This is a genomic window from Neobacillus oceani, from assembly GCF_046237595.1.
Classification (GTDB): Bacteria; Bacillota; Bacilli; order Bacillales; family Cytobacillaceae; genus Bacillus_D; species Bacillus_D oceani.
The window spans coordinates 2,009,281-2,035,925 of record NZ_CP143543.1; the positions used below are offsets into that span (position 1 = coordinate 2,009,281).

The window sequence follows — 26,645 nt, forward strand, 5'->3', positions numbered from 1 at the left end:
AAGGCCAAATCATTTGCGATTTGGCCTTTTAAAATGGATAAAAACTAACGTAAATTCCACGTTTTAACGGGTAAATGTTGGTTGGAGAATTTACAAAACAGAATTACTATCATTTTGGGCTGGGAATTACAGGCGGGCATTTCTTTATTCATCTTCTACGCTGAGTATACATTTCAGTAGGGTTACAATTTTATAAAACCTATCCGTTCAAAGGTATTTATAATTAACCTCATAGTCATGTCACAAATACCCCTCCTATTCCGTCACAAGTGTGAAAGATAAAACAGGTTGAAAATGAAAAGGAGGCATATTTTATGGCAAATATTCATTCATCTTCCAAGGTTGGCTTTGGCAGAAAGGTAGCATTCAAGCTTGCACAATCGAAATTATTAGGTAAATTGGTGGAGAAATACCCCAAATTAATTGATCGAATCAGTAAAAAAAGTATGAATTTAGGGAGAGAAAGGAATGGAGATGTTCCCTGGACTCCATTAAAAAGGCCGATTGAGGAAAGTCGGGTGGCTCTCATTACCACTGGAGGCATCATCCTGAAAAGCCAACCAGCATTTGACTTGAACGATTCCAAGGGGGATTGCTCCTATCGTGAGATTCCCTCAGATACACCCCCAAGTGAAACGGTGATTAGTCATTTATTTTATGATCATAGCGACGTAAAGGTTGATTTGGAAATCATGTTCCCTTTAGCCACTCTTCACCGCTTGCAACGGGAAGGTAAAGTAGGGAGTATCGCTCCACGTCACTTTAGTTTTCAGGGAGGAATTCATGATCCCACCCCGTTGGTTGAAAAAACAGCACCGGAAGTTGCACGCAGTCTTGTGAATGACCAGGTGGAGCTGGCAATTCTGACTCCTGCCTGAAGCCACTGCCATCGGTCCGTGGGACTGATCGCACGAGAATTGGAAAAGCAGGGAATATCGACAATCACAGTAACCCTGTTACCCGAAACGACAAATGCTGTGGGGGTACCCCGATCGATTTATTTCCCCAACAAACTGGGGAGTCCGATTGGTCGTGCCAACAGAAAGGAGGAACAGTACTCCGCTTTGTTACAATGTTTGGATGCATTGGCCAAAGCAAAAAAAGGGGAGATGATCACCGGGACGAGATGAAACAATCTCGTCCCAATGGATAGAATAGCCCTATTGGACCCAAAATTGTGCTAAAATTTAGAAAATAGCGTAATACAGGGTCTAACAAACAAAAGGGTGTGCTTTGAATGCCGGACGGCTTTGAATCTAAACATCTTCCTTATGATGATGGTATGACCAACATGACAGAAGTTTACTCTTCTTATAAATCGGTACTTTTTTCGCTTGCTTATCGTATGTTGGGAAGTGTGACCGATGCAGAAGACATTGTGCAAGAAGCTTTTTTGAATTTGAATCAAGTTTCTTTGGATTCGATTCATCATGTGAAAAGTTATTTATGGAAGGTTACAACAAACCTAAGCATTGACCTCTTGCGTTCTGCACGAAAGAGGAGAGAAGTGTATGTCGGTTCCTGGTTACCGGAACCGATCCTTAACGGAAAGGATGCGGATCTGGCAGACCGGGTGATTGCCAATGAGGAGTTATCCATCGCTTTTTTACTCCTACTTGAAAACTTAACTCCGGTGGAAAGAGCGGTGTTCCTTCTGAGGGAAGTTTACTCTTATTCTTACGATGAGATTGCTCATTTAATCGGTAAATCTCCTGATAACAGCAGAAAAATCCAAAGCAGAGCGAAACAAAAAATCGGCGATTTATCCCCAAAAGAGGGGGGAGATAGGAGTAAAAAAGAAGAAACTGTGCGTGACTTTATGGAGGCAGTTCAAAGCAACAACACCGAAAAACTTTTGTCCATTTTATCAGACGACTTCACTATTTATTCCGACGGTGGAGGTAAAGCGAAATCAAACTTGCGTCCTATCTTTGGAATTGAACGAGCCGTCGCCGCTTTAAGGTCTTTCCACCGTAAAATCCCATCCAATTTGATTATCATCGAAGCCGATGTGAACGGACAACCGGGAATGATTATGAAGGTGGACGATCAAATTTTTTATGTATTTGCATTTCAATTCGATGAAGATAAACTTTCTGCTTTATACAACATCGTTAATCCAGATAAACTGAAGCATTTGAAAAAGCTGAAATGACAGTGGGAGTGAATCTTTATAGGGTTTGAACGTTATCTGCGGTGTTCACTGGCTGAACGGGTATAAAATCCAGGAAGTAAATGCTGAAAAGGTTGGCAGCTAATTCATAAAATCTTGTTGAAGCAAGGATATTTTCCTTGCTTCTTTTCTATTTGAACGGGGTTGAAAGTAAAGATCCACTAAACTTACATTTTTTTATTTTTTTGGGATGAATTATCTGCTTAAAAGAGACAGTAAAAAAGGTGGATACTATTTCTCAATAAAGGAAGTGTTTTGATGGATTTAATACTGAAGAAAATAATTTCTTCCTCTTTAATTGTGTTTTTAACGTTTTCTTTATTTGTTCCGCAGGTGGGTGCGGAGAAAAGGCAACAAACGGCGCAGCCAGTAATCGATGCTAGAGCTAAACAAACATTAACGGTTGAGGGAAAGACCTTTAAGGACTTAAACGGGAATGGACAGCTAGACCCTTATGAAAACTGGCAGCTTTCCGATGATGAACGGGCGCGGGACTTGATTTCTAAAATGACATTAGAGGAGAAGGCGGGTCTGCTGGTAATTCCGGAGTTTCCTAAGTTCCAGGAAGGGAAGCTGGTCCTCCCGAATAAGATGATTAACCAGACTACCCGTTATTTCATTTTCCGTGAATTCCCGAGCGCGGATGTGATCGCAGGTTACAATAATCAGATTCAGGAAGCGGCGGAGGCTACAAGATTAGGAATTCCGGCCGTGATTATTTCAAATCCTCGGAATCATCCGGCCAATGTCCCAAATTTGGAGGCTGCTGGGCAATTTTCTTACTGGCCGGATCCTTTGGGCCTGACAGCTACACGCGATTTGAATCTGATTTCGGAATTTGCGAGAATTTCCGGAAGAGAGTTCAGGGCTTCAGGTATACGAAAACTATATGGGTACTCAGCAGATGTGTCGACCGATCCTGAATGGCCAAGGATTGATGAAACATTTGGTGAAGATCCGAGGATTATTTCAGATATCATTTTTAGAATTGTTAAAGGATATCAGGGTGATATCCTTAATGAAAACAGTGTAACCACCACTGTTAGGCATTTTCCGGGCGGAGGAGCGCGTGAAGAAGGGAAGGATCCTCATTTTGAAGAAGGCCAATATAATATTTATCCGACAAAAGGAAGTCTTGTGAGGTACCATATTCCGCCTTTTCGGGCAGCGATTGAAGCCGATGCAACGTCAATCATGCCTTATTACGCGTATCCAAGTAATAAAAGTGCGGAGCAGGGCCTGCCACACTTTAGTCCACAACAGCAGTTTGAAGAAGTTGGCTTCGCATTGAACAGAAGTTTTATTACCGACTACCTTCGCGGCCAGCTGGGATTCCTCGGCTATGTCAACTCTGATACAAGTGCTGTCGTTGAGAGAGCATGGGGAGCTCTAGATTTGCCAATCGAACAACGGTTTGCGAAAGCACTGAACGCAGGAACGAATATTTTCTCTGGTGTTGCAAATCCAACTCCAATTATTACGGCGGTTAACCAAGGTTTGGTAAGTGTAGATAGAGTAAACCGGTCTGCAACCTATTTGGTGACTGAAATGATGAAGCTGGGCCTTTTTGAAAATCCTTATGTAGATCCACAGAATGCCCTTAACGTTGCGAATGACCCAGCATCACAAGAACGTGCTGATTTGGCGCATCGAAAATCCGTTGTTTTAATGAGGAATGACAACAATTTATTGCCGTTAACGGATGAAAAAATCAGAGGAATAAGGCTTTATGTGGAAATGTTTCCTGGAGGAACGAATGGAGCCGCCACACAAAGGCTTAGAGAAACAATTCGAAACTTCGATAAGAGTATTACGTTAACAGACAATCTGGAGAACGCAACGCATGCTCTTATCTGGATTATGCCGAAGCAAGACATATTAAAACGCTTCCCTCAGCTTTTGATCGGGCCTGAAACTGAAGTCAGCCAAATTGACAGAATCAATCAAATACAAAAGAGGGTTCCAACGATTACCGCTATTAACTTGAGAAGCCCATGGCTGCTTAATAATGTTGAGCCGAATGCCGCATCGTTTATAGGTACTTTTGGAACGAAACCAGAAGCATTAATCGATGTCATCCGCGGCAGATTTAATCCTGTCGGGAAACTTCCTTTTACGATGCCTGCCAACCAGCAGGCAGTCGACAATGAAGTGGGGGATATCCCAGGATTCAGGGAAGATCCATCCTATGTTTACCGTGCGAAAAGCGGGGATGCGTATATTTATAATTTTGGCCTCTCCTATAATACGGTAAGAAATGAGCGGAAAGGCTTCTTCGACAGATTAAAGGATTTTTTTGGTCAATAAATGGAGTAATTCCTTAAGTTGAAAAACCGCACAAGTCATCTTTGACTTGTGCGGTTTATAGCCGTCAAAAAGTGGTCATTAGAGGTTTCGAAAATATAATCAAGGATTACTTTCTTCTTTTCCTAAAAATTTATTAAGTGCTGCCTTATTTTGTTCCAAATCAATTTCTAGGACTTCTCCAATTCCTTCATGGCGTTCATTTGAAAAAGTTCCATCTTCCGGGATTCGAAGTGTTTGTATTTTTCCACTTTCATTGGTCAATATGTCTTTACCGATCGTCAAGAGTGTAGCAGTGTCAATGTCTGTATCGATGTATGTATGTAAAACGTCTAATAGATCAGGAAGCTTTGCGACACTTTGGATGCTTACGGCTTCGTCCTTTAATTTTGTGACGACTTCTTGCTGCCTTTGCACCCGGCCGAAGTCACTTAAACGGTCCTGACGGAAACGAACATATCCTAACAATTCTTTTCCATGAAGTCGTTGATTCCCTTCCTCTAAAGTCATTCCGATCCCATCAGACATCTCATAGGGGATGTCTACTTCAATTCCATCCGGAACGAGGAGGTCGACAGCTTTTTCGAATCCTTTAAAGTCGACAATCGCATAATGATGAATATCCAGACCAAAATTTAATTGAATGGTTTTCCTTAATAGTTCAGGTCCTCCAATTGCATAAGCAGCATTTAATTTATACTCTCCATGTTCGGGTATGGTTACATGCATATCTCGCATTAGCGAAATAAGTTTTGCTTGTTGGGTTTTGGGATTATAGTGGGCTACCATTATCGTATCCGTTCTAGCTTGTTTTTCTCCCTTGGAATCACTTCCCAGTAAAAGAACATTTACTGCGTCTTTTTTGATTTTCTCTCCTTGAAACGAATGCTTTGCTTCAACTTTTTTGAATGGTTGATTAACCTTTTTTACCGTTCCTTCTATAAACTGAAACACAGTAAAAAGACCAACAAAAAAAATACTAAATAGAAGAAGGGCAGTAGTTAATCTCATCCATCTTATCTTTTTTCTCTTTCGTGTTTCTGACATACTTGCACCACCTAGAATAATAGAAAATCAACTATTAAAATAAACTATGGGCCGATCCTCAGTTTTTGATAGGGTGAATCAGAAACTGAAAGGGTTGCCATCTTTTTAACTTGAAGTAGATAGTATCCCATAATAACATTTCAAATGAAGGGATATTGGATTACAATTCTTTATTATTTTGATAACAGTCTTTCGTTTCTACACTGTTACCTCCTTTGCGTATGTTGAGGCAAAACCCAGCTAACGCGAAGGAAGTTTTTGTTTTGCTGATTTTGGGGTCAAGACAAATCCGTTATTTCGAGTAGTTCAACAGAAAATTGTTGCAAACCTAGACCGGACCGGGGGATTGGATTGGCATCGTTTTGGGTTTTGAGAGGGTGAAATGGAACCAAAACTGTATTGGTACCGTTTATCAAGTACCGGTAGCCTAACTCCAGTAAAGGATAACTACATCTTTTTTTGGTTGAAGTGTACTTACTAATGAAGATTTTCAATATTTATAAATAAGAAAACTATAAAACCATAAATATGGACATTCCATTCGTATCGGGGAATCCATACGAATTTTTTGAAAGGAAGGTGTAATATGAAAGTTGCTGTATTAGGCTCTGGATTAATGGGGAAAGAAGCAGCCCGTGATTTAGTGCAAAGTGTTGGAGTAGAGGCGGTTGGATTGGCAGATATTGATTTAGAGCGAGCACAACAAGTTTGCAATCAACTTCAATCATCGAAATTAAAAGCGTTTTCCGTAGATGCCGGGAACTACGAGGAGCTGGCTAACTTTATTAGCCAATATGATGTCGTGGTAAATGCGCTATTTTATTCCTTTAATGTGGCGGTTGCGAAAGCGGCTATTTCAACTGGGGTAAGTTCAGTTGATCTTGGTGGGCATATCGGTAATATTACAGATCGAGTGTTGGAGCTTAATGAAAAGGCGATGGCAGCTCATTCAACGATTATCCCTGATTTGGGTGTCGCCCCAGGTATGATAAATATTTTGGCCGGCTATGGAGCAAGCAAGCTCGATTATGTGAAGTCCATTAAGATGTATGTAGGAGGGATTCCGGCAAGGCCAGAACCCCCGCTTGAATATAACCATGTTTTTTCAATGGAAGGATTACTCGATCATTATACCGACCCTTCATTGATCATTCGGAATGGAATAAAGATAGAAGTACCATCGCTTTCAGAGATAGAAAAAATCTATTTTGAGAAATTTGGTCCCCTGGAAGCATTTCATACGTCGGGTGGGACCTCCACATTGCCTCATTCATACCCATATTTAGATGAATTGGAGTATAAAACGATCCGCTATCCTCGACATGCGGAAAAATTCAAATTGCTTGTTGATCTTAACCTTACCCGTAAAGATTACGAGGTTGAGATTAAAGGGCAGCAAGTGAAGCCCCGAGACGTCTTGTTAAAGGTTCTTGCCCCGATTGTTGACTTAAAGGACAAAGATGATGTAGTATTGCTTCGCGTCATCGTCTCAGGAGAGAAAAATGGTGTGAAAACCACGTACGAATATGAAATGACGACATTTAAAGACCGTATAAATAATGTAACAGCGATGGCACGGGCAACCGCTAACACCATTTCCGTCGTAGCTCAAATGATTGGCAATGGAACGATAGACAAAAAAGGGGTTCATCCACCTGAGCAAATCGTTCCAGGAAAAGAATACATCGAAGAAATGGCAAAAAGAAATATTATCATCACGGAAAAGAAGTAGGATAATCTTATTAAATATTATTTCCTGAGCCTTCCTGCTATATTGAGGAAGGGCTTTTCTTTAACCTTAGGAGCAATATTTCATCCTCATTTACTATTCTATTATTTTACTTTTTTAGGAACCTCAATCAAATCGGGATCGGCAATGGAATATCCTTTGGACTGCAGCCCTTTGACGATATCCTCAAGTGCGTCCTTCGTCCACTGACGGTCATGCATCAAAAGGTTTGCCCCGTTTGTGAGGAATGGGCTTCCTACCATGATTTCAGCCAAAGAGTCGGGGTTCTGGTATTGTTTCTCCCAGTCATAGCCGTATGTCCAGTTCATCAGCAGCATTCCTTCCTCTGCGGCAATTTCCTTGGAATATTCTGTATTCATGCCGAAAGGGGCCCTAAAAAAGGCAGGAGAAACACCGATGATTTCTTTTACCCGTTCATTCAAACTTACGATTTCCTGCTTCTGTTCCACTTCAGGAATTTTTGTCAAGGTTGGATGCGAATATGTATGGTTGCCAATGGCAAAGCCCATTTCATGGATCTTTTTCAATCTTTCCTCTTCTTCGGGAGTGTCAAGAAAGTGCCCATTCACGAAAAAAATCGCTTTAACGCCAATCCTGTTGAGAATCTCAGCCATTTCAAGGGAATGTTTGTCTGGGGCATCATCGATTGTTAGCAGGACATTTTTTTCTTCTGACCCATCCAGCCGTTCGATGACCCAATTGGCCTCATTCAGCTTGTAGACTGGCTGGGTTTCTTCGGTAGTTTCCTCAGTGTTCTTTTCAATAGACTCATTTGTTTCCTGAGGTTTTTCTACTTTTTCCGTTTCCGTCGTTTCCGCTGTGGGTATAGTTTCTGTGACTCGAGTTTCATTGCTTTGCTTCGTTCCGCTGCATGCAACAAGCATGGTAGCGGCAAAGAAAACGGGAATAAATGATTTCATGCTGATTCCTCCAATATGCTGATTCTACTATCTGCATACCCACTGGGAAAGGGGGAAACCCATATTTCTTGAATTTCTCAGCGAAATTCGAAAAATTATCGAGTTTCGTCTTTATTATAGATAAAAGACTTACTAGAGGAGACATCACGATATGAACTACAAAACTCTTATCATTTTATTGATTGCTTTCCTGTTAATAGGATGCAGCAATCAGGAAAGAAGTGCTGGCCAGCCACCGCCAACGGAAAGTAAGCCAGAAAAACAAGAAGGAGAACCTGCTGACAAGCCCAAGCATGATAGGAAATCATCTGAAAAGCCTGAGCCTGAAGGTTCAACCGAAAAACCAGAGCCTGAAGGTTTTAAGTCACCATTTTCTTTTGAGTACCCGAAAGATGGGGTAAAAGGAATTTATGTGACCGGACCGACTGTGAGCGTTTCAAGATTCGATGAGCTTCTGCAGCTTGTCGAAACGACGGAATTGAATAGCATGGTCATCGATATCAAGGATGATTTTGGTTTATTGCAATATAAGCCGAAGGAAGGCTCCCCATTTGAAGAGATTGGCCGCAATTACATAAAAGATCCTGGCAAACTATTAAAAACTTTGGAAGAAAAAAAGATTTACCCGATCGCCCGTGTGGTGGTTTTTAAGGACAACCACCTTGCAACAAAAAGGCCGGACCTTAGTTTTACGGAAAACGGAAAAGTATGGAAGAACAGTAGAGGCGAAAGCTTTGTCAATCCGTTTATGAAGGAAGTATGGGAATATAACGTCGAAATTGCCAAAGAAGCAGCCAAAATGGGCTTCAAAGACATCCAGTTCGATTATGTCCGTTTCCCGGAAGGTTTTGAAACAAGGGATAGCTCACTTAAGTATTCCCAGGGGGATTACAGCCAAGTGGAAAAAGATAATGTCCAAAAAAGAGTCGATGCGGTAACCGATTTTGTCGCCTATGCGAAGAAAGAACTTGAGCCCTATAATGTAGATGTCTCTGTTGATATTTTCGGCTACTCGGCTACTCTTCCGGAAGCTCCGGGAATCGGGCAGAACTTTTCCAAAATCTCTGCCAATGTGGATGCCATCTCCAGCATGATTTATCCGAGCCACTGGACAAGCTATTTCGGCATTGAAAAGCCTGACCTGCATCCGTACGAAATCATTAACGAGTACGCCAAGCATGAAAATACAGTACTTGGAGCATTGGAAAACCGCCCGGTCTCAAGGCCGTGGATCCAGGATTTCACCGCAAGCTATCTTGGAGCAGGGAACTATAAAAAATACGGGAAAGCGGAAGTGGAGGCCCAAATCCGTGCCTTGAATGAAAATGGAATCAACGAATTCCTTCTATGGAATGCATCCAACCGCTATACACAAGGGGTTGACTATACTCCACTTACACCTTAAATAATTGTTGCGGATTCGGAACGATTATAAGAGCAATAGACTGAGGGGAAAAAGACTCGCCACGTGTGCGAGTCTTTTTCTTTGCTCAATTAAAGTATCCGTTTCTATCGAATGTAAATATCACAAGGGCTAAAGTATACTAAACTGTTCATTTTTTAGATCAGTTACAAACATATGGCCAGGGGCATGAGTAATCATAATCTCCGGTTTCATATGCATGGCAACAGCCTGGGGAGTCACCCCGCATGCCCAAAAGACAGGAATCTCACCATCCTTTATCGTTACGCTGTCACCGAAATCCGGAGAATGGATATCCTCGATGCCAATGGCAGCTGGATTGCCGATATGAATTGGGGCTCCATGTACAGAAGGGAACCGGCTTGTGACCTGGATTGCTCGGATGGCATCCTTTTCTGTCATTGGGCGCATGCTGACAACGGTCGGGCCTTCAAATTTGCCCGCTTTAACTGTTGGAATGTTTGTCTTGTACATGGGAACATTCCGTCCCTCTTCAATATGGCGGATTGGGATCCCGTTTTTTAAAAGCGCTTCTTCAAATGTAAAGCTGCAGCCGATTAGAAAACCAACCATGGAATCATCCCATAGGGCTGATACGTCTAATAATTCTTCGGTAGAGACCCCATTTCGATAAACGCGGTATTTCGGGATATCGGTCCTCAAATCGGCATCAGGCGCTGAAAGGGCTGGGACCCCGGACCCTGGCAAAGTGACATCAATAATGGGGCAGGGTTTTGGATTCCTTTGGCAAAACAAAAGAAATTCAAACGCCAAATCCTTCGGAAGCACAGCCAGGTTCGCCTGGATATAACCCGGAGCTAGACCGGAAGTAGGTTTTACCCACTGGTTTGTACGGATTTTTTCACGTATGGCATGTGGAGTCATTTTTCCTATTGTGCTATTCATAAAAGAACCTCGTTTCCTTCTTATTTAAATAGCTGAGGGATTCCGTTAACCAGTGAATATCCCCCCATAATCGCCATTGCAATGACGACGACAATTCCAAAGATCGTCATCCAGAGAGGGTGTTTATAGTCGCCAACAATTTTTGTCCTGTAGGCAGCGACCAGCATGACCCCTAGTGCGATAGGTAAAATAAGGCCATTAAGGGAACCGACCAGTACAAGGATTTTGACAGGCCTTCCTATTATCACAAAAACAAGGGTGGAAATTGCAATGAAGGCGACAATTGTCCATTTATTATACTTATCGACCGTCTTGCTTAACGTCTGGATGAACGATACGGACGTATAAGCAGCGCCGACAACAGAGGTAACGGCGGCAGCCCACATGACGACACCGAAGATTTTGTATCCGACGTTTCCGGCAGCCAGTTTAAACACAGAGGCTGGGGGATTGGCAGGATCAATCGCAAGACCCTGTGCCACTACTCCTAGGGCAGCGAGGAACAGGAAAATCCTCATAATCGAAGCGATACCAATGGCGCTCACGGCACTTTTGGTGACTTCCGGTAATGACTCTTTTCCTTTAATTCCAGCATCCAGCAAGCGGTGCCCACCGGCAAACGTGATATAGCCTCCTACGGTTCCACCGACAAGAGTAACAATGGCAAGGAGGTCAATTTTATCAGGAACAAAGGTTTTTACGACTGCTTCTCCCACAGGAGGCTGGGCTGTAAACATCACATAAACAGTAAGGGCAATCATGACAAATCCCATGATCTGGGCGAAACGATCCATGGCTTTGCCGGCTTCACGAACGAGGAAAATTCCAATTGCAATAATCCCGCTTAGAAGCGCTCCCATCTCTGTCGACCAGCCAAATAGAACATTGACACCAAGTCCGGCACCGGCGATATTTCCAATGTTAAAAGCAAGTCCTCCGGCAACGATAAGGGCCGCCAGGAAATAACCAAGGCCGGGAAGAACATCATTGGCAATGTCCTGGGCGCGTTTTTCTGAAATAGCGATGATCCTCCATATATTCATCTGGGCGCCAATATCAATGATAATCGACATTAAAATGACAAATCCGAAGCTCGCAAGAAGGGTCTGTGTAAAAACGGTTGTCTGAGTAAGGAACCCCGGGCCTATTGCTGAGGTTGCCATCAGGAACGCGGCACCCATTAGAATACTGGCAGTTGATTTTTTCTGCATATGAACCCCCTAAATGTTATAGCCTGCTAATAGGCCTAATTTTCATTATTTTAAAAAGCTGCCGATTGAGGCAATTGTGATACCACTTTCCTTTAATGCAGAGGTGATATACTTGGCAAAATCAAGGGCGTTTTCCCCATCGCCGTGAATACAGACCGTATCAGCCTTTATTGAGATATCGGTACCCTGTTGGGAAGTCACCTTGCTCTCCTTGACCATTCTAATAACCTGTCTTACCGCGGTTTCATGGTCCTTAATTAGAGCATTTGGTTCTCGCCTTGATGTTAAAGAACCATCTTCCTGATAGGTACGATCGGAAAAGACTTCACTAGCAGTCCGAAGACCCAGTCTATGACCGGCTTTCACCAATTCACTACCTGCAAGGCCGAAAAAGACAAGCTCCGGATCGACCTTGTATACCGCCTCAGCAATGGCCTCCGCAAGTCCAGCATTTTTTGCAGCCATGTTAAACAGAGCACCATGAGGTTTAACATGCTGAACTTGACCGCCTTCCGCTTTTACAAAAGCGCTAAGAGCTCCGATTTGGTAGACCACCATGTCGTATGCTTCCTGAGGAGAAATGTTCATTTCTCTTCTTCCGAATCCAGCAAGGTCCGGAAGGCCGGGGTGAACCCCGATTCCGACATTTTTCTCGATTGCTAGTTTTACAGTTTTCCTCATCGTTGCAGGGTCCCCGGCATGGAATCCGCATGCAATGTTGGCGGAAGTTACATAATCGAGGATTTCCGTATCCATTCCAAGTGTGTACGTACCAAAGCTTTCTCCCATGTCACAGTTAATATCAACAATCGGCATTTACTTGTTCCTCCTATTTGAATTTTAAAATAATCCCATTTTTAAGTTGTTTAATGTTTTCCTCTCTTTCCAGTAAAAGAAGCTGGGCCTCCTCATGTGTCACTTCTTTAAAGGTAATATAATCCCCAGGCTTTGCCTGGGCGATGAGGGGCAAATCAACTGAAGCAATTTGTCCAATTTTCGGATAGCCACCTGTAGTCTGCCGGTCGGCCAGCAGTATGATCGGGTTTCCTTCTGGAGGAACCTGGATGGACCCAAAACTTACGGCCTCTGAAATAAGTTCCTCTGGAACCTCAAGACGTAGAAGGGGGCCTTTAAGGCGGTATCCCATTCGATCTGATTGAGGGGAAACTTCAAACCTTTCACTGAAAATTTTTAGTTTGCTTTCCTCATCGAATAGATGATATTGCCTGCCTTTCATGACGCGAATCGGCATGTCCTTTCGGTGAATCGGAATTAAATTTGATGTTATTGACCAATCCATTTCGGCAAAAGGCTTATCCCCGGTTTGGCCCTCCAAGCTTTCCATCATGGCTGTTGAAAGGTCTCTTGGCTTGTCCACTCGTATGACGTCTCCTGGTTTTAAAGCACGGCCTTCATAACCTCCAATTCCCGCCCTTAAGTAGGTGGATTTACTATTCATGGCTTCCTGGACCGTTATACCTCCAGCCACGGCCAGATACACCCTGGTTCCAGCTACCGCTGGCCCAAATCGAAGTTCACTGCCTTTTTTTACAAAGATAGTTCGCCATGTCCTCACCGGAAAGCGGTTAATAGAAGGGGAAAGGTCTCCTCCACATATGGAAATCAAGCAATTCTTTTCAAATCGTAATACTGGTCCGAGCAGGGTTATTTCAAGAGTAGGCTCATTATCTTCGTTGCCTACCAGTATATTAGCAACCCGGTGAGCTATCTGGTCCATCACTCCGCTGGCTATCACTCCGTATTTTTGGTATCCATAGCGGCCCATATCCTGAACACTTGTAAGGAGGCCTGGTTTTACTACGGTGATCATGTTCGATCTCCTCCAAGCCTTTTGTATTCTTCAATGCTAATCGGAATAAACTTAATTTTATCGCCGGCCCTCAAGAGGGTGGGAGGATCGTCTTCAGGACGAAACAGCTCTACCGGTGTCCGGCCAATCAACTGCCAGCCACCTGGCGTTTCAATCGGGTATACCCCTGTTTGTTTGCCAGCAATCCCGACGGTTCTCGGAGGGATTTTTAATCTGGGACTATCTCTTCGTGGCGTGGCTATTTTTTCCGACATGCCTCCGATAAAAGGGAACCCTGGAGCAAAGCCAATCATAAAAACGGTGTAGTCACCAGCGGAATGTATGTGGATCACTTCTTCTTCGGAAAGGCCGTTATGCTTTGCCACAAACGGGAGATCCGGGCCCATTTCCCCTCCATAGCAAACCGGGATTTCTACTGTCCGCTGCAAGGTTTCTTCTGATGAAGACATTTTCTCCAATAATTTTTTTAGCTGGATACAGACAATATCATATGGGAATTCGGATATGCCTCTATACTTAGAAATTACCTCAACCGGGTCGTAAAACACCGTGACAGTCGTGAAGGCAGGTATGTATTCAATCATCCACGGTACCATGTTTCTATCTAGAAACGAGGTAACTAGCTGGACCTTTCGCTGTGTTTCTTCATTGATATCTTTTCCAAGCTCTATGACGACTGCCTGGTCTCCTAGAGGATGGAAAATGAACTTCAGGTTTTCTTCCATCATGCATTTAGTCTCCCTAAAATAATATTCTGTTTATTATAGCTCAAACATTTTGAATTTTGAAACATTACGTATATCACCTGGATTTTTTTAAGCTGACCATATGAATCCAATTGTCAGCAGGTTCGAAAACTGCGATAGTCGGTCCAAGCGGTTCAGGAAAATCATCTTTACTTCAACTTCTTTTGAAAATTTATCTTGTTGATTCAGGAGATATCCGCATTGCCAATCAATCAATTTCTGATATTAGCCAGGGAAACCTTTGGAGTGTGGCCAATGTAGTGTTGAAGGAAAAACATTTTTTCTATGGAACGATACGAAGTAATTTGCAGCTAGCGGGGGACGAACTGACTGATGAAGAAATGGAGGCAGCCCTGCAGAAAGTAAAGCTTGGCCATTTTTTGCTGGAAGATCCGGTATTTGAAAAAGAAGAAAATCTGGAGCAAGGGAGAATCATTGAGTCCGGTTCTTTCGCAAAGCTCGTTCGGAAAAAAGGGTATTTTTATGAAATGAAGAAATTGAAAAGTATTTGCTTTAGGGAAGAAACTATTCCATTGGGCCGCAAGCCTTTTAGGGGCTAGTTTTTTTCTAGTGAAATAAAAGACATATACTAAGATAAGCACTACCCAAACAGGTAGTACTCATCTTAGTATTCAAATCAAAATTATCTGCCTGCCTGAATAAATCGTACTGCATTCAAACCAATCATCTGACAAGGCAAAGCAGTGTTTCCATCAGGCAAAATCGGGGCGATGGATAAATCGGCCACTTTAAGATTCCGGGTGCCGAAGACATTCAGAAATCCGTCTACAACACCCTCTTCTTTAGTGTTGCCCATCCGGCACTGTCCCCCATAATGGTTTAGAGCAGTATAGGAGGCTCTGACATAGTCTGCGAGCTGGGCTCGTTTTTCTTGCTCATCCCTTAAATGAAAAATATTTTCAGATGGGTATACAACACGATAAACCCCTTCTGGATCTATTCTGCGGGCTCTTTCCATTATTTCGAAAGTATCAATATATCGATCAATCATGTAATTTAAGTCATCAGGATTTTCTAACGGGTTAAAGGAAACGGATGGAAGAGCCTCGGGATCGCTGTGCGCTGCCAAAATGGTTCCCGTGCTTTTGGGGTTAAGGTCGACAATGCCAATACTCATAACATTGGTAGGGTTATCGGGATTAAATTCCCAATTATTTATTGTGATATCTGGACCAGGTACAAATCTTGGTCCTATGTTACCTAATAATTGAAGGCGCCGTCCTGATCGCTGTACCCCATCTTCCTTTTTAAAAGCGCCTATTGGTATAGGTTGATCTGGATCTTTTTCCATGACCCTTAGAAGCCTTGATGTTTCCACCTCAATTCCGATCCCGACGGCATAATGGGTTTGAAGATTATGCCCGACATTTGGGCTTTCAACTACTGTAATAATACCCGCCTTAGCCAAATCCTCTGATTTTCCTATGCCTGAGCGCTGTAAGATAACCGAGGACATATTTCCAGCACATACGATGATTCCTTTACTTGCTGAAGCTTTTTGTGATTTTCCGTCCCTGACAAACTCAACAGTCCTGGCAACAGGGATTCCTTCATTTTCTGTAAAGAGAATTTTATTTACGGTCGTCTTGGTTAAAATCGCCAATTTTCTCCGGCCAACTCCAATCTCATCAGGGTTGAATTCATTTCCCTGTGTGACTATATGTTCATTTAAATACCCAGTTGCAGTAGATGAACGTATGAATCCGCCATCAACCTCTTCCTGGGTGTATTGGGACCTGAAAAACGTGCAATCTCTTATCCCTGTATTATAATCTTCAACAATAGGAATATCTAAAACATCCGATGTTGCCCTAGCCAAAACTGTAGTAAGTCCTTTGTTGGGGATTATTTGCTGTCTAACAAAAATCGGTCCGTCTGTTCCCCGTTCTTCGGGTTCTTGTGACTTCCCTGTATAGGTCTCGTTTTTAATGAATAGTGGGCGGACATTTTTGTAACTCCACTGGGGTCCCACCAAATTTGCCCACTCATTATATAGGTTGCTGCTGCAACGTACTGCCAACATTGCGTTATGCTCTGAACTTCCACCGATTGCTCTTCCGTTTGATAATAGAAGCTGGCGGCCTATCGTTGGTTCAAGTCTAGAAAGAACAATTAAGGAATGCCTATTATCACTTGCTAAAGCAGAGGATATTGCTCCTGAAGGACTGCTTAGTTCTTCAGTCATATTTGTTCCAGCTTCTAGAACAAGCACTGTAGTCCTTCTATCATCCGTTAATTTTTTTGCAATTACGCCTCCTGCTGTTCCGGCACCAATTACGATATAGTCGAATGGTTTTGTTCTTGACATCAAATCATTCCTTTCAAAAGGAGATACTGCAAACGCAAAATTATTCCGGACAAGTTCTTGCCCGCTAATAATTATTTATAAGTATTAATTTTTTTAAAGATAAATATAGGCCTCCTTTTACTTTAATAATCAGTTTATGAGTAGAATTTCAGAATTGTTATTACTTTTATTCTGTATTAATTGCCGAGTCTTCGTGCAAAAGTTTTTTATATGTACAACTCTTGATACTGAACAGCTTAATTTAATGGGGGATTGAGACACTTTGCTCTCTCAAATATAGATATAGGCAACGCTCTTCAATAGGACTTCGTAAAGCGATAAATAAAGCACCTCCCAGTAATGGAAGGTGCCCAAAGATTATTCTTGTAACATCATTTCAAGCTCCAGTATTGAATTCGCTAGGATTTCTTGAGTCAATGGGATGTCCATGAAATGAATCGATTCGTTTGAAGCAAGCGCATTGGCCGCTATGACTTTGGCTGCGCTTTCGGTGGAAAGGATGCCAAGGCTTTTTAGGCTGTATGGCAGGCCGGTTTTTTTGTAAAAGGGAAGTAACTCCAAAACTTCTTCTTTCCTGTCCTCGAGCATTAGCTGGACAAGGATTCCGTAAGCGACTTTATCCCCGTGAAGGTGCTGATGGGATTCCGGCAAATGGGTGAGGGCATTATGGATGGAATGGGCCCCGGCAATCCTTCCGAACCGGTCGCCAAAACCTCCAACCATTCCGCCTGCCATAATGATCGTTTCACAGACCTTTACAAGTTCCGGGGTAATCGTTGCCGTTGCCGCGGCTTCAAGCGCCTGCTGGCCGAAAGCAAGTAAATTCGTTTTGCATAGGAGGGCTGCTTCTCTCGCAATTTGCATTGGCACGGTCCAATTTTCAACCTGCCTGAGCAATGCGTCCGCTTCATACCATTTTGCGAGTGTGTCCCCGATTCCTGCACGAAGATAAGCGGGAGGGGAGGTGGCCAGGATTGCTGGCTCGACAAGAACGGCTAGGGCACTTCCTTTGAAAATGGAATAGTAAAGGAATCGGCCGTCATTGTCATAAATTACGCTTAGCGGTGTCCAGGCTGCACACGTTGCCGCAAGAGTTGGAATTAATAAGAATGGAACCGAAACAAGGTTTCCGGCCGCCTTTGCGAGGTCAAGTACTTTCCCGCCGCCAATTGCGATGATTGCATCAAGGCCTTTATTTTTAATGAGCCCGCCAATCCGTTCGATTTCTTCAATAGAACATTCCCCGCAATACGTTTCATGCCGCGCAACGATTCCTTTTGGAAAAAGAGATTTTGCCGCGTTCCATGAGTTTTTTCCTGTCAACAAAAGGGGCTTTCTTAGTCCATGGTTGGCAAGGATATCGGGGAGGGTATCTAGAATCCCGGACTCACACGCATAATAATTTGGTGCGCCCCGGACTTCAAGTTTCATGCTGCTCATCTCCTTATAAATGAAGCCAGCCCATAACGGTGCTGGCTTCTTAAAATGATTATTTTTCAAAAAAAAGTTGTTAAAAATGTTCCGTTTCAGGCAACGCAACGGTTACAGCGCAGCGCCAGCAATCCTCTTAGCGGTTTTTCATCCATTCAGGCTTGCCGAACCCCTGGAAGTCGCTGTCGATTGTCTTTTCGAATTCTTCTGATTCAACTGCGGCCTTCAGGTCTTTTGCAAGCTGAGAATCAAGGTCTTTCGTATTGACAACGACGCGGTTGCGGTAATCATCCGGCATATCTTCCAGCTGAAGTGCATCGAGCAGGTTCATTTTTGCTGCAAGGGCGAAGTTGCCTGGTACAAGGGCAAGGTCTACGCTTTCAACAGAGCGTGGAAGCTGGGCTGCCTCGATCGGAGTGAACTTAAGCTTCTTTGGGTTATCCTTAACATCCTTTTCTGACGCTGTTAGTGGATCGATTGAAGAGTCAATTGTAATGAGATTGGCGTCTTCAAGCACACCCAGCGCCCTTGCTAGGTTTGTCGGGTCGTTTGGCAGGGAAACCGTGCTGCCTTCCGCGACTTCATCGATTGATTTGAATTTCGTAGAGAAAATTCCCATTGGGGCAGTCGGAACGATGACGAGTTCAGAAAGCTCCAGGTTGTTTTGTTTCGCGAAGTTTTCCATATAGATTTTGTGCTGGAACAGGTTTGCATCGATATCGCCATTTCCAAGGGCAAGGTTTGGCTGGACGTAGTCGCTGAATTCAACTACTTCAACTTTGTAGCCATTCTTTTCAAGGACAGGCTTGATCGCTTTTGTCACCATATCGCTGTATGGGCCAGCGGTAGCACCGATTTTAATGTCTTTCTTCTCGGCTTTTTCCCCGCCTTTGGAGGCGGATTGGCCGGAATTGCCACAGGCAGCCATGACACCGAGGCTTAGTACGAGAATAAGGGCAAACAAAACTTTTTTCATTTTGGAATCTCCTTTGTTGTTTTAATTTATTTTGAAAAGCAAAGTGCTTTTGCAAAAGCAGGTTAACGTCTGTCGACTTTCCGGCTGATCGCATCGCCAGATAGCTGGATAATCTGGACCAGGCAAATCAAGACCACGATCGTAACGAGCATGACGGTGTTATCGTAGCGGTAATAGCCAAAGCGGATGGCAAGGTCTCCAATCCCGCCGCCGCCAACAATGCCGGCCATCGCCGAAAAGCCAATCAAGGAAATGGTTGTCAGCGTGACGCCTTGGATTATCCCGGGCCGAGCCTCTGGGAGGAGGACATCCTTGATAATCATCCACGGAGTCGCGCCAACCGCAACAGCCGCCTCGATAATTCCCTTATCAATTTCCCTCAGGGAGGTTTCTACCAATCTCGCAAAGAACGGAATGGCGGCAACCGAAAGGGAGACACTGGCGGCAATCGGACCGATTGTTGTTCCTGTAATCAATTTTGTCAGCGGCAAAAGGCCGACAAGCAAAATGATGAACGGAATGGAACGGATCATATTGACCAAAAAGCCAAGAATCGATTTAATCGGCCTGTTTTCAAGGAATAATCCTTTGTCCGAAATAAACAGCAGCACTCCGAGCGGCAGGCCAACGACAAGTGCCACGCCCAGTGAAATAAGGACCATTTGGAGAGTCTGGAAAAATGCCTTATTCAGGTCAGGGAGCATTAGTTGGATTGTTTCAACCATGTGCAATCACCTCCACGTTATTGGTCCTGTCGATGAGATAGGAAATGGCTTTATCAATTTCTGTTTTTTCACCAGTCAGTTCCATAATGAAAATTCCTAGGGGAACCGATTGAATATACTCGATTTTTCCATGAAGGATATTGCCTTTCACCCTGAATTGCTGAAGTACATCCGATACAATCGCTTCCTCGGCCGCGTTGCCCTTAAAGGTGATTTTTATGACAGTGCCCTCACGCCTTGCCAAAAGATGTTCCGGTAGCTCAAAATGAAGAACGCTGTTAATGAAAGCCTTTGTCAGCAGCTGCTTTGGATTGGCGAAAACATCGTAAACCTGGCCTTCTTCGATGATTTTTCCGTCCTGCATAACCGCAATCCGGTCACAGATTTCCTTTACAACATCCATTTCATGGGTGATAAGCACAATGGTAAGGCCAAGCTCCCGATTGATTTTTTTTAAAAGAGAAAGAATGGACTTCGTCGTACTCGGGTCCAATGCGGATGTCGCTTCATCGCACAGAAGGACATTCGGGTCGTTTGCGAGGGCCCTTGCAATCCCAACCCGCTGCTTTTGCCCGCCGCTCAGCTGGGCCGGATAGACATCCCGTTTATCGGTGAGCCCGACAAGCTCGAGCAGCTCGGTTACCCGTTTTTCAATCTGGGATTTATTCTTTCCAGCCGCTTTAAGCGCGAACGCAATATTCTCGAAAACCGTCTTTGAGGAAACGAGATAAAAGTGCTGAAAAATCATCCCGATTTTCTGCCTCGCTTCACGCAGCTTTTTATCCGAAAGGGAGGTAAGCTTGAGCCCATCGATGGTAATCTCGCCCGAGGTCGGTTTCTCAAGCAGGTTGAGGCAGCGGATCAATGAGCTTTTTCCTGCACCGCTGTAACCGACTATCCCGAAGATTTCACCTTTTTTAATCTGAAGCGAAACATTGTCGACCCCTGTAACCGTTCCCTTTTTCGTTTTATATATTTTTACAACTTTATCGATTGCGATCATGGATATCCCTCCTGGATCGTTCCTAAAACATTATTTTTCCATAACAAAAAGCCTCTTTCATTCAGAAAGAGGCATCGTAAACAATTTTGTTAACGACTTATCTTCCAGAATGAATCCATTCTGCAGGAAGTGGCACCGTACCCAAACTTGGGGGTTGCCGGACGTCATAGGGCCTGATCCCTCGGTCTCTCTTGATAAGTGTTTATGTATGAAATTAACAATACTTATCTTAATCCCTGGAAAAAAGGCTGTCAACAGCCAATTTCCACAGAATTTTCTTGTTAACGCTTACAATGTTGCTAATTAAGGGAATTATCGAAAAATATTTTTTAAAAGAGTTATTAGCTTCTAGATTGCACAGATGTAGAATTTTCGGAAAAACTGGCCTTTAGCCAAGGGCAGTTTGAAATGAGGCAGACCCCTTGAAGAGACTTACCTTAAAGGCTCCGAACCAGGCAAACTTTTGGGGGAAGAATCCATTTAGACTTTCGTATATCGTTAGTTGATGTGGGGCATATTCGCTTTTTGTTTACTTTTTATGTTAAAAACCGTCTAATTGAGAAAGGGGGGGTTGTTTTGAAAATTAAAACGTTAACATTTTTGATATTTGCTTATTCGATATTTTTCATGGCAGGCTGTACGAATGGCAACGAAGGAGACAGGGCGATAGAGGCTGAATTTTTCAGAATGGGAGCATTTATTGAGGCTAATGGAAAAGAGTACGAACTAAAACGAGGGGGCTATAGATGGGAAACCAGGTTGAAATCAGGGCAAACCAGGGTTGAAATGACAGATTACGCATCCCCTTTTCAAATGGCCTCAAGTTTAGAGGCAATCAAATTAGAACCGAATCAACACGTAAAGATCTTAAATGAAGGCGACCCGCAAATAGAGGTATATGAATGGACAGAAGGTGGAAGAGAGAATAAATATGAACTAACTCGAAATCAATTTGTTACCCCTGCCGATAAAGGTGAATACATCTTTGAAGTTTTTTCAAAATGGAAAAACGGCGAGGCTTCGTATGCTTTTGTGGTGGAAATACAGTAAAACGGTATGATAGTGAATATATCCTTTTTGGCCGTATTATAGAATAAAAGGAGCTAAAAAATGGAGCTGTTCGACCAGTTGATGAAAGAAGCAAACTATTGGATTCGTTTTGAACTAGGGCTTGATGAATTAAAAAGCAAGGATTACTTTAATGAAATCCATCATCGGGTATCCTCGATTTTTCATTCCCTTTTTTACGAGAAAGATACGGTCCTGCTAATCGCAACAGTTAATCAACACATTGATTACAGAGGATACGACCTGCCTGGAATCCATCGTTTCATTAAAAATACCAATTTAGTAAAACGGTTGAAAGTTGAAACCGTCCCTTATGAGCATGATGAAGAGGAGTTAGAAAGAAAAACCACTCGATATAGTTTAAGGGTAGAAAAAGGGGACTTGCGTTGGGGATATCTTTTTCAAGCGATTGCAAATAAGGATTTTGGCAGGAAACCAACGATTAACGGAAATATTTATCTCCTTAATTTGACTAGGAAAACAGTGTTGCACATGTATGATGACCGCGGCTGCGATGTTTATAGTCTGGAGAAAGAAACCCTGCTGCCTATTTACCATAAATTCAGGAAGTGGATTTTGGACTATAATCGGATACAAATTGACCACATATTCCAAGAAGGATTATGTGGTTACTCTGAAACCTCCAATGAATTGGAATATAGACTTAAGATGAATGAACAGAAGGCAAAAGAAACGAAAATCAATTTATTTTTTACAAATACATGCGTCATCACTCACAAGCTGGAAATTCCAAAAGAAGCTGCAGAACAGTGTGTCAATGAAATGAGGCAAACAGGGTTTCCAATTGAAGTTGATGAGGATCATTTTGATAACATTGTTGTTAAGGCCATAAAAACTGAGGCTTTGGCACTGATTGATTATCAGTCAGAACTTATGTCTTTGTACGCCAAGAAATATAAAGGTAAGTATAACGGCTGGTCAGCGAAAAGGGCTTTTTAATTATTCTGGACGTCTGGGTGCATGAAAAGTTAGGGGTATTGCCGTTTGGCCTCGGGCCGAAGTTTCCGTATTTTTTTCAAAACGAGAGGTGAATGAAAGATGAATTTCAAACTGAATCCCGTAGCAAATTTAAAAAATGAGTTTAATGGATATACCGTCGCGTCCGCATCTTTGGGCCCAAGGGGAGAAATTTGCATCCTTGGGGTGAATGAAGTCCCTGAAAGAATTGATGGGATGTTCCCGCCTGTGCAAACCGAAACCAGCCACAATTACAAGGTGATTATATTAGGAAACGGTTACAGGCAAGAGGTTGAACTTCCAAATCAAAGTTGGAATTACCATTTCATCCAATTAATCGACGAGAATCACATTCTCCTGGTATGCGCGAGGGCTGAATTATATGAAAATGGCGATTATGACCGTAACGCGAAAGTATTTGATATGGATGGCAACCTCATTCGCGAGTTTTTGCTTGGCGATGGCATCTAGGATTTATATGTTACTCGCGAAAATAAAATCTGGACTTCGTATTTTGATGAAGGCGTTTTTGGGAATTATGGCTGGGATAACCCGATTGGAGCGTTTGGGTTAAGGGCATGGGATTCGGAAGGAAAGGAAGTCTATACATATCCAAATGACGACCCGCACTTCATCAGCGACTGCTATCCGCTTAATGTTGCCACGGAAGAGGATGTATGGTTTTATTTTTACACGGAGTTCGACCTTGGAAGATACCATTATGGAAAATTAGAGTATTACCGACCGGATGTTAGCGGTTCGGATAGCTTTATCCTCTATAATGGGTATTTTTTATTTCGAGGCGGCTATGAAGACCGGAATCAATATACTCTTTATAAAATGGGGCCTGGGAATCGTTTGACTAAGGTAACGACACTTTCACTCGCCAATGAAACAGATAATTTGCTGACAACTTATCTTCTTAGCTGCCGTGGGCCTGAGATGCTTTTTGTAAGTGATAATAAAGCAGTGTATGTGTTACATCTTAAAGATCTATTGCGTGAGAGAGGTTTTCTGGAAGGTTAAATCCTCATGGAAAAGGAGCAATACTAATGAGGTTATTGAAAGTTATTTTTGGAACCATCATTTTATCATTAATAATTTCACTCTTTGGTTCGTTAAAAAACTTCACCCCACTATCAAAGAGAGAACCTGATGTTTACTATTCATCAATTGGGGAAAGTTTCATCTTTGCATTTATGTACATTACGCCGTTTTTGCTCTTGACGAGTATAATAGCTTTTTTGATCTATGTACTAATGGAAAAGATACACCGTTTGTCAAATATTTATAAGGCCTTTAAGGTTGTTTTAAGTATATTTATAGCAGCTTCTATCACGGCGCTAACTCTTTTTTTATTTGACAATAACAATGAAACCAACGATATTTACCTGATACCGCAAGGGTTTGAAGGAGACGTTTACGCTTTCTATAATTTAAAGGGAGCACCGAGGGTTAAAACTGAGGATGGTTATGAAGTCCATGTAATTAATGAAAAAGGTTATTTTTTAACATCGAAACCTGATATGGACTATGGCACTGTAACGGATAAATATTTTTATGTAGATGAAAAAGGGAAACGAACTCCTATTAGCAATAAATGTGTCAGCTTATTCGGTACTGGCGGATTTTCAACAACTTCAGGTCATGTAAAAATAGATCTTCGTTATACTGGCTTCAAGCTAACAAAAGATCGTTGTGGCCAGGAATTTATGACGGAAACTTATGGTTCGGGAGAAAATAAAGAAAACATCATCGATGAAATCGTAAAGGAATACTACGGAGTTGAACTTGGACTTTAACCCTTAAAGGGAAGCTGGTTGGAGAGAAATTGTTTTTAGGGTAATTATGAAACGAAATAGAGGAGCCGGTCGGTATGTCTTATGCACCGTTTAAAATCCGTATTTACGCTTTCTTACTAGATTACCTTGTAATCGTTTTATACGGTATTTTTGTAGTAGGAGCGATTTCTTTTGTGTTTCGATCCCATTTTACCCCCTTATTTTCAAGTTCCCCTGTAACAGCTGAACTGACAGGTTTTATTATGATGACATTCCCAGTTTCGCTTTATTTTATTTTAGGGGAATGTTCCAAATGGCAGGGGACATTTGGAAAAAGAAAAGTGGGGATACGTGTTGTTGACAAGGTGGGTCAGCGTATTGGATTCGGCCGCTCAGCTTTGCGAACAGCTATCAAGTTTCTTCCTTGGGAGGTAGCCCACTTCGGCATGTGGCAATTAATGCTTCCGTCTGACTGGTCCGAGAATACGGTTTATATGATCCTAACCGCTGTCAATCTTGTAATCGTATTCTATTTAATAATTCCTTTCACGAATAAAAAAAGGAAAAATGTTTATGACTGGTTAGCCGGTACGGAAGTCGTTAGATGAACAGTAGGTCAGCGCTTATATGTAAAATTACAATTTAGGTTTCAAAAATTTAGGAGGATGATAAGTGAATAACTTGGTAGATCGAGCAGTGAAAAATAATATAGCGTGGTGCGGGATTGTTTGTGATTCACACGGAATTGCAGGAATTTCAAAAGAAAACCTATGGGGATTGCTTTCAAAAGCTCCACCATTTTACCCCGAAATCATTACACCAAGTAAGAATGTAACGATTGAAGAATTAGTGTACTTTATCGAAAATGGAAAGGTATCAAGCATTAAAGATAGTTATGCAAATATTGATTTGGCACCTCTTGGTTTTAAAATTCTATTTGAGGCAGAATGGATTTCTCATGCTTCTTTATCAAATCAAGAGCCAATTCAAACAAACTGGCGTGTGATTTCAACAGAAGAAGATTTAGCTCAATGGGCTACAACTAGTGAATTGGATGGCGTGATTAAACCAGACCTATTAAAACTAAAAAATGTGAAAGTTTTTATACTCCAGAAAAATGATGGTATATACGGGTTTATAGCGAACTTGAATGCCAATGTTGTAGGGATATCCAATGTTTTTTCAGTAGGTATGGAAAATGAAAATCTGTGGCGGGATATTCCCCAGGTTGTAGCAAACCAATTTCCAGGGCTACCCTTGGGGGGATATGAACACAATGATACATTGGAAGCAGCCCATTTGGCTGGTTGGAGATCGCTAGGGCCACTCCGTGTATGGATTAAATCACAGGAATGGCTCAATTCATAAGCAACGTAATGTCGGTGTTGGGCGGAGCTAACAGTGTAAATGGGATCGATGATGACTGGGGGGAGATAAATATGAAGTTTGAAATGGAAAGTGAGCGGCTGACATTTACGAAATTAGTTGAAAGTGATTGGGAACTATTCAGATCAATCAATACCGATCCAAAGCTAATGAAACATATTCGAACAGTACGGAGTGAAGAGGCAATTCGAAACACGTTCGAAAAGGAGCTCGCCTCATGGAGCTTGACATCTACACATTGGTTGACTTGGATAATTCGTGAAAAAGCATCGAACAAAGAAGTGGGTATGATAAGCATCTATTCCCATGATGGAGAGAAACGGGTCGCGGAAGTCGGCTTCATTCTTCTGGAAGCTGCCCAAGGAAAAGGGTACGGGACTGAAGCTATTAGAAGTGTAATCAAGTTCGGGATAGATACCTTTGCCTTTGAGAAATTCACCGCAGTCTGTTCTGAAGACCATCTAGCGTCAAGAAGGGTATTAGAAAAGGTCGGAATGAAGTTGGAAGAGGTTTTACCCGAAAACACGGAAATCAATGGAAGGTTGGTCAATGACTGCTTTTATTCGAGGGACATCTGAGTGTTCGGGGAACGAGCGATAACCCAAATGGTGACCCAGTGACCTAGACAGGGAAAAATAGTGATGCCGGGCTTTTCAG

General features: G+C 42.6%; 25 protein-coding genes and 1 riboswitch. Of the genes, 13 read left to right on the forward strand and 12 right to left on the reverse strand.

Translation table 11 applies throughout. From position 1 onward, the window contains the following. Positions 1–314: 314 nt before the first annotated feature. The 3 genes from V1499_RS09965 to V1499_RS09975 all read left to right on the forward strand — a co-directional run bounded on the left by V1499_RS09965 (position 315) and on the right by V1499_RS09975 (position 4,480). Complete coding sequence (locus V1499_RS09965; protein ID WP_409275869.1) at positions 315–878, forward strand: glycine/sarcosine/betaine reductase selenoprotein B family protein; 564 nt, start codon at positions 315–317, stop codon at positions 876–878. Positions 879–1,237: 359 nt separating this feature from the next. Further along, a complete protein-coding gene (locus V1499_RS09970) occupies positions 1,238–2,155 on the forward strand; it encodes an RNA polymerase sigma-70 factor (RefSeq protein ID WP_409275871.1) in 918 nt (305 codons plus the stop codon). Positions 2,156–2,431: 276 nt separating this feature from the next. Next, positions 2,432–4,480: a glycoside hydrolase family 3 N-terminal domain-containing protein gene (locus V1499_RS09975; RefSeq protein ID WP_409275873.1), complete on the forward strand. Its 2,049-nt coding sequence runs from the start codon at positions 2,432–2,434 to the stop codon at positions 4,478–4,480. A 99-nt stretch (positions 4,481–4,579) separates the two neighbouring features. Here V1499_RS09975 and V1499_RS09980 read toward each other — a convergent pair whose 3' ends face one another. Further along, positions 4,580–5,524 carry an LCP family protein gene (locus V1499_RS09980; protein ID WP_409275875.1) on the reverse strand — a complete coding sequence of 315 codons (945 nt, stop codon included), beginning with the start codon at positions 5,522–5,524 and terminating at the stop codon, positions 4,580–4,582. A gap of 586 nt (positions 5,525–6,110) precedes the next feature. On the opposite strand from V1499_RS09980, the gene V1499_RS09985 reads away from it, so the two are divergent. Continuing rightward, a complete protein-coding gene (locus tag V1499_RS09985) occupies positions 6,111–7,256 on the forward strand; it encodes a saccharopine dehydrogenase family protein (RefSeq protein WP_409275877.1) in 1,146 nt (381 codons plus the stop codon). 101 nt (positions 7,257–7,357) lie between these two features. Here V1499_RS09985 and V1499_RS09990 read toward each other — a convergent pair whose 3' ends face one another. After that, positions 7,358–8,194: a polysaccharide deacetylase family protein gene (locus tag V1499_RS09990; protein WP_409275879.1), complete on the reverse strand. Its 837-nt coding sequence runs from the start codon at positions 8,192–8,194 to the stop codon at positions 7,358–7,360. 151 nt (positions 8,195–8,345) lie between these two features. Here V1499_RS09990 and V1499_RS09995 point away from each other — a divergent pair, with 151 nt between their 5' ends. After that, positions 8,346–9,599, forward strand: coding sequence for a putative glycoside hydrolase (locus tag V1499_RS09995; RefSeq protein ID WP_409275881.1), 1,254 nt, complete (start codon positions 8,346–8,348; stop codon positions 9,597–9,599). 129 nt (positions 9,600–9,728) lie between these two features. Here V1499_RS09995 and V1499_RS10000 read toward each other — a convergent pair whose 3' ends face one another. Genes V1499_RS10000 through pxpB form a run of 5 tightly spaced genes read right to left on the reverse strand, consistent with a single transcriptional unit; the run spans position 9,729 to position 14,278 of the window. After that, positions 9,729–10,502 carry a putative hydro-lyase gene (locus V1499_RS10000; protein WP_409276270.1) on the reverse strand — a complete coding sequence of 258 codons (774 nt, stop codon included), beginning with the start codon at positions 10,500–10,502 and terminating at the stop codon, positions 9,729–9,731. 41 nt (positions 10,503–10,543) lie between these two features. After that, positions 10,544–11,734 (reverse strand): NRAMP family divalent metal transporter, encoded by a 1,191-nt coding sequence (locus V1499_RS10005; RefSeq protein ID WP_409275883.1) that lies wholly within the window; start codon positions 11,732–11,734, stop codon positions 10,544–10,546. Between the two features lie 45 nt (positions 11,735–11,779). After that, positions 11,780–12,550 (reverse strand): LamB/YcsF family protein, encoded by a 771-nt coding sequence (locus V1499_RS10010; protein ID WP_409275885.1) that lies wholly within the window; start codon positions 12,548–12,550, stop codon positions 11,780–11,782. Between the two features lie 13 nt (positions 12,551–12,563). Beyond that, entirely contained in the window at positions 12,564–13,565 is a 1,002-nt protein-coding gene (locus V1499_RS10015; RefSeq protein ID WP_409275887.1) for a biotin-dependent carboxyltransferase family protein, read from the reverse strand. Beyond that, on the reverse strand, positions 13,562–14,278 hold the full coding sequence (gene pxpB, locus V1499_RS10020) for a 5-oxoprolinase subunit PxpB (protein WP_409276271.1): 717 nt from the start codon (positions 14,276–14,278) through the stop codon (positions 13,562–13,564). Before pxpB ends, V1499_RS10015 begins: the two co-directional genes overlap by 4 nt. 125 nt (positions 14,279–14,403) lie before the next feature. Here pxpB and V1499_RS10025 point away from each other — a divergent pair, with 125 nt between their 5' ends. Beyond that, positions 14,404–14,871, forward strand: coding sequence for an ATP-binding cassette domain-containing protein (locus tag V1499_RS10025; RefSeq protein WP_409275889.1), 468 nt, complete (start codon positions 14,404–14,406; stop codon positions 14,869–14,871). An 83-nt stretch (positions 14,872–14,954) separates the two neighbouring features. Here the strand turns inward: V1499_RS10025 and V1499_RS10030 are convergent, their stop codons facing one another. From V1499_RS10030 to V1499_RS10050, 5 genes are all read right to left on the reverse strand, one after another. Further along, entirely contained in the window at positions 14,955–16,640 is a 1,686-nt protein-coding gene (locus tag V1499_RS10030; protein ID WP_409275891.1) for a GMC family oxidoreductase, read from the reverse strand. A gap of 357 nt (positions 16,641–16,997) precedes the next feature. Then, positions 16,998–18,071 carry an iron-containing alcohol dehydrogenase family protein gene (locus tag V1499_RS10035; protein ID WP_409275893.1) on the reverse strand — a complete coding sequence of 358 codons (1,074 nt, stop codon included), beginning with the start codon at positions 18,069–18,071 and terminating at the stop codon, positions 16,998–17,000. 136 nt (positions 18,072–18,207) lie between these two features. Next, entirely contained in the window at positions 18,208–19,047 is an 840-nt protein-coding gene (locus V1499_RS10040; protein WP_409275894.1) for a MetQ/NlpA family ABC transporter substrate-binding protein, read from the reverse strand. Between the two features lie 62 nt (positions 19,048–19,109). Then, on the reverse strand, positions 19,110–19,772 hold the full coding sequence (locus V1499_RS10045; protein WP_409275896.1) for a methionine ABC transporter permease: 663 nt from the start codon (positions 19,770–19,772) through the stop codon (positions 19,110–19,112). Further along, positions 19,765–20,775 (reverse strand): methionine ABC transporter ATP-binding protein, encoded by a 1,011-nt coding sequence (locus V1499_RS10050; protein ID WP_409275897.1) that lies wholly within the window; start codon positions 20,773–20,775, stop codon positions 19,765–19,767. The genes V1499_RS10045 and V1499_RS10050 overlap by 8 nt, the downstream gene beginning before the upstream one ends. Positions 20,776–20,869: 94 nt before the next feature. Further along, positions 20,870–20,976, reverse strand: a riboswitch (SAM riboswitch). Positions 20,977–21,351: 375 nt separating this feature from the next. Here V1499_RS10050 and V1499_RS10055 point away from each other — a divergent pair. The 7 genes from V1499_RS10055 (at position 21,352) to V1499_RS10085 (ending at position 26,566) form a co-directional block, all read left to right on the forward strand. After that, complete coding sequence (locus tag V1499_RS10055) at positions 21,352–21,825, forward strand: hypothetical protein (RefSeq protein ID WP_409275899.1); 474 nt, start codon at positions 21,352–21,354, stop codon at positions 21,823–21,825. Positions 21,826–21,885: 60 nt separating this feature from the next. Further along, positions 21,886–22,803, forward strand: coding sequence for a DUF3885 domain-containing protein (locus V1499_RS10060; protein WP_409275901.1), 918 nt, complete (start codon positions 21,886–21,888; stop codon positions 22,801–22,803). Between the two features lie 99 nt (positions 22,804–22,902). Beyond that, on the forward strand, positions 22,903–23,292 hold the full coding sequence (locus V1499_RS10065) for a hypothetical protein (protein ID WP_409275903.1): 390 nt from the start codon (positions 22,903–22,905) through the stop codon (positions 23,290–23,292). A gap of 581 nt (positions 23,293–23,873) precedes the next feature. Next, entirely contained in the window at positions 23,874–24,623 is a 750-nt protein-coding gene (locus V1499_RS10070) for a DUF6843 domain-containing protein (RefSeq protein WP_409275904.1), read from the forward strand. Positions 24,624–24,697: 74 nt separating this feature from the next. Then, the gene (locus V1499_RS10075) at positions 24,698–25,210 is read left to right on the forward strand and encodes an RDD family protein (protein ID WP_409275906.1); all 513 of its coding nucleotides are present in this window, start codon (positions 24,698–24,700) and stop codon (positions 25,208–25,210) included. A gap of 64 nt (positions 25,211–25,274) precedes the next feature. Then, positions 25,275–25,970, forward strand: coding sequence for a hypothetical protein (locus V1499_RS10080; RefSeq protein WP_409275908.1), 696 nt, complete (start codon positions 25,275–25,277; stop codon positions 25,968–25,970). Positions 25,971–26,041: 71 nt separating this feature from the next. Further along, complete coding sequence (locus V1499_RS10085; RefSeq protein ID WP_409275909.1) at positions 26,042–26,566, forward strand: GNAT family N-acetyltransferase; 525 nt, start codon at positions 26,042–26,044, stop codon at positions 26,564–26,566. Positions 26,567–26,645: the final 79 nt, after the last annotated feature.

Coding starts and splice junctions, on each gene's coding strand:
- V1499_RS09965 (WP_409275869.1), top strand. CDS start 315: ATGGCAAATATTCATTCATCTTCCAAGGTTGGCTTTGGCAGAAAGGTA.
- V1499_RS09970 (WP_409275871.1), top strand. CDS start 1,238: ATGCCGGACGGCTTTGAATCTAAACATCTTCCTTATGATGATGGTATG.
- V1499_RS09975 (WP_409275873.1), top strand. CDS start 2,432: ATGGATTTAATACTGAAGAAAATAATTTCTTCCTCTTTAATTGTGTTT.
- V1499_RS09980 (WP_409275875.1), bottom strand. CDS start 5,524: ATGTCAGAAACACGAAAGAGAAAAAAGATAAGATGGATGAGATTAACT.
- V1499_RS09985 (WP_409275877.1), top strand. CDS start 6,111: ATGAAAGTTGCTGTATTAGGCTCTGGATTAATGGGGAAAGAAGCAGCC.
- V1499_RS09990 (WP_409275879.1), bottom strand. CDS start 8,194: ATGAAATCATTTATTCCCGTTTTCTTTGCCGCTACCATGCTTGTTGCA.
- V1499_RS09995 (WP_409275881.1), top strand. CDS start 8,346: ATGAACTACAAAACTCTTATCATTTTATTGATTGCTTTCCTGTTAATA.
- V1499_RS10000 (WP_409276270.1), bottom strand. CDS start 10,502: ATGACTCCACATGCCATACGTGAAAAAATCCGTACAAACCAGTGGGTA.
- V1499_RS10005 (WP_409275883.1), bottom strand. CDS start 11,734: ATGCAGAAAAAATCAACTGCCAGTATTCTAATGGGTGCCGCGTTCCTG.
- V1499_RS10010 (WP_409275885.1), bottom strand. CDS start 12,550: ATGCCGATTGTTGATATTAACTGTGACATGGGAGAAAGCTTTGGTACG.
- V1499_RS10015 (WP_409275887.1), bottom strand. CDS start 13,565: ATGATCACCGTAGTAAAACCAGGCCTCCTTACAAGTGTTCAGGATATG.
- V1499_RS10030 (WP_409275891.1), bottom strand. CDS start 16,640: ATGTCAAGAACAAAACCATTCGACTATATCGTAATTGGTGCCGGAACA.
- V1499_RS10035 (WP_409275893.1), bottom strand. CDS start 18,071: ATGAAACTTGAAGTCCGGGGCGCACCAAATTATTATGCGTGTGAGTCC.
- V1499_RS10040 (WP_409275894.1), bottom strand. CDS start 19,047: ATGAAAAAAGTTTTGTTTGCCCTTATTCTCGTACTAAGCCTCGGTGTC.
- V1499_RS10045 (WP_409275896.1), bottom strand. CDS start 19,772: ATGGTTGAAACAATCCAACTAATGCTCCCTGACCTGAATAAGGCATTT.
- V1499_RS10050 (WP_409275897.1), bottom strand. CDS start 20,775: ATGATCGCAATCGATAAAGTTGTAAAAATATATAAAACGAAAAAGGGA.
- V1499_RS10060 (WP_409275901.1), top strand. CDS start 21,886: ATGGAGCTGTTCGACCAGTTGATGAAAGAAGCAAACTATTGGATTCGT.
- V1499_RS10065 (WP_409275903.1), top strand. CDS start 22,903: ATGAATTTCAAACTGAATCCCGTAGCAAATTTAAAAAATGAGTTTAAT.
- V1499_RS10070 (WP_409275904.1), top strand. CDS start 23,874: ATGAGGTTATTGAAAGTTATTTTTGGAACCATCATTTTATCATTAATA.
- V1499_RS10075 (WP_409275906.1), top strand. CDS start 24,698: ATGTCTTATGCACCGTTTAAAATCCGTATTTACGCTTTCTTACTAGAT.
- V1499_RS10085 (WP_409275909.1), top strand. CDS start 26,042: ATGAAGTTTGAAATGGAAAGTGAGCGGCTGACATTTACGAAATTAGTT.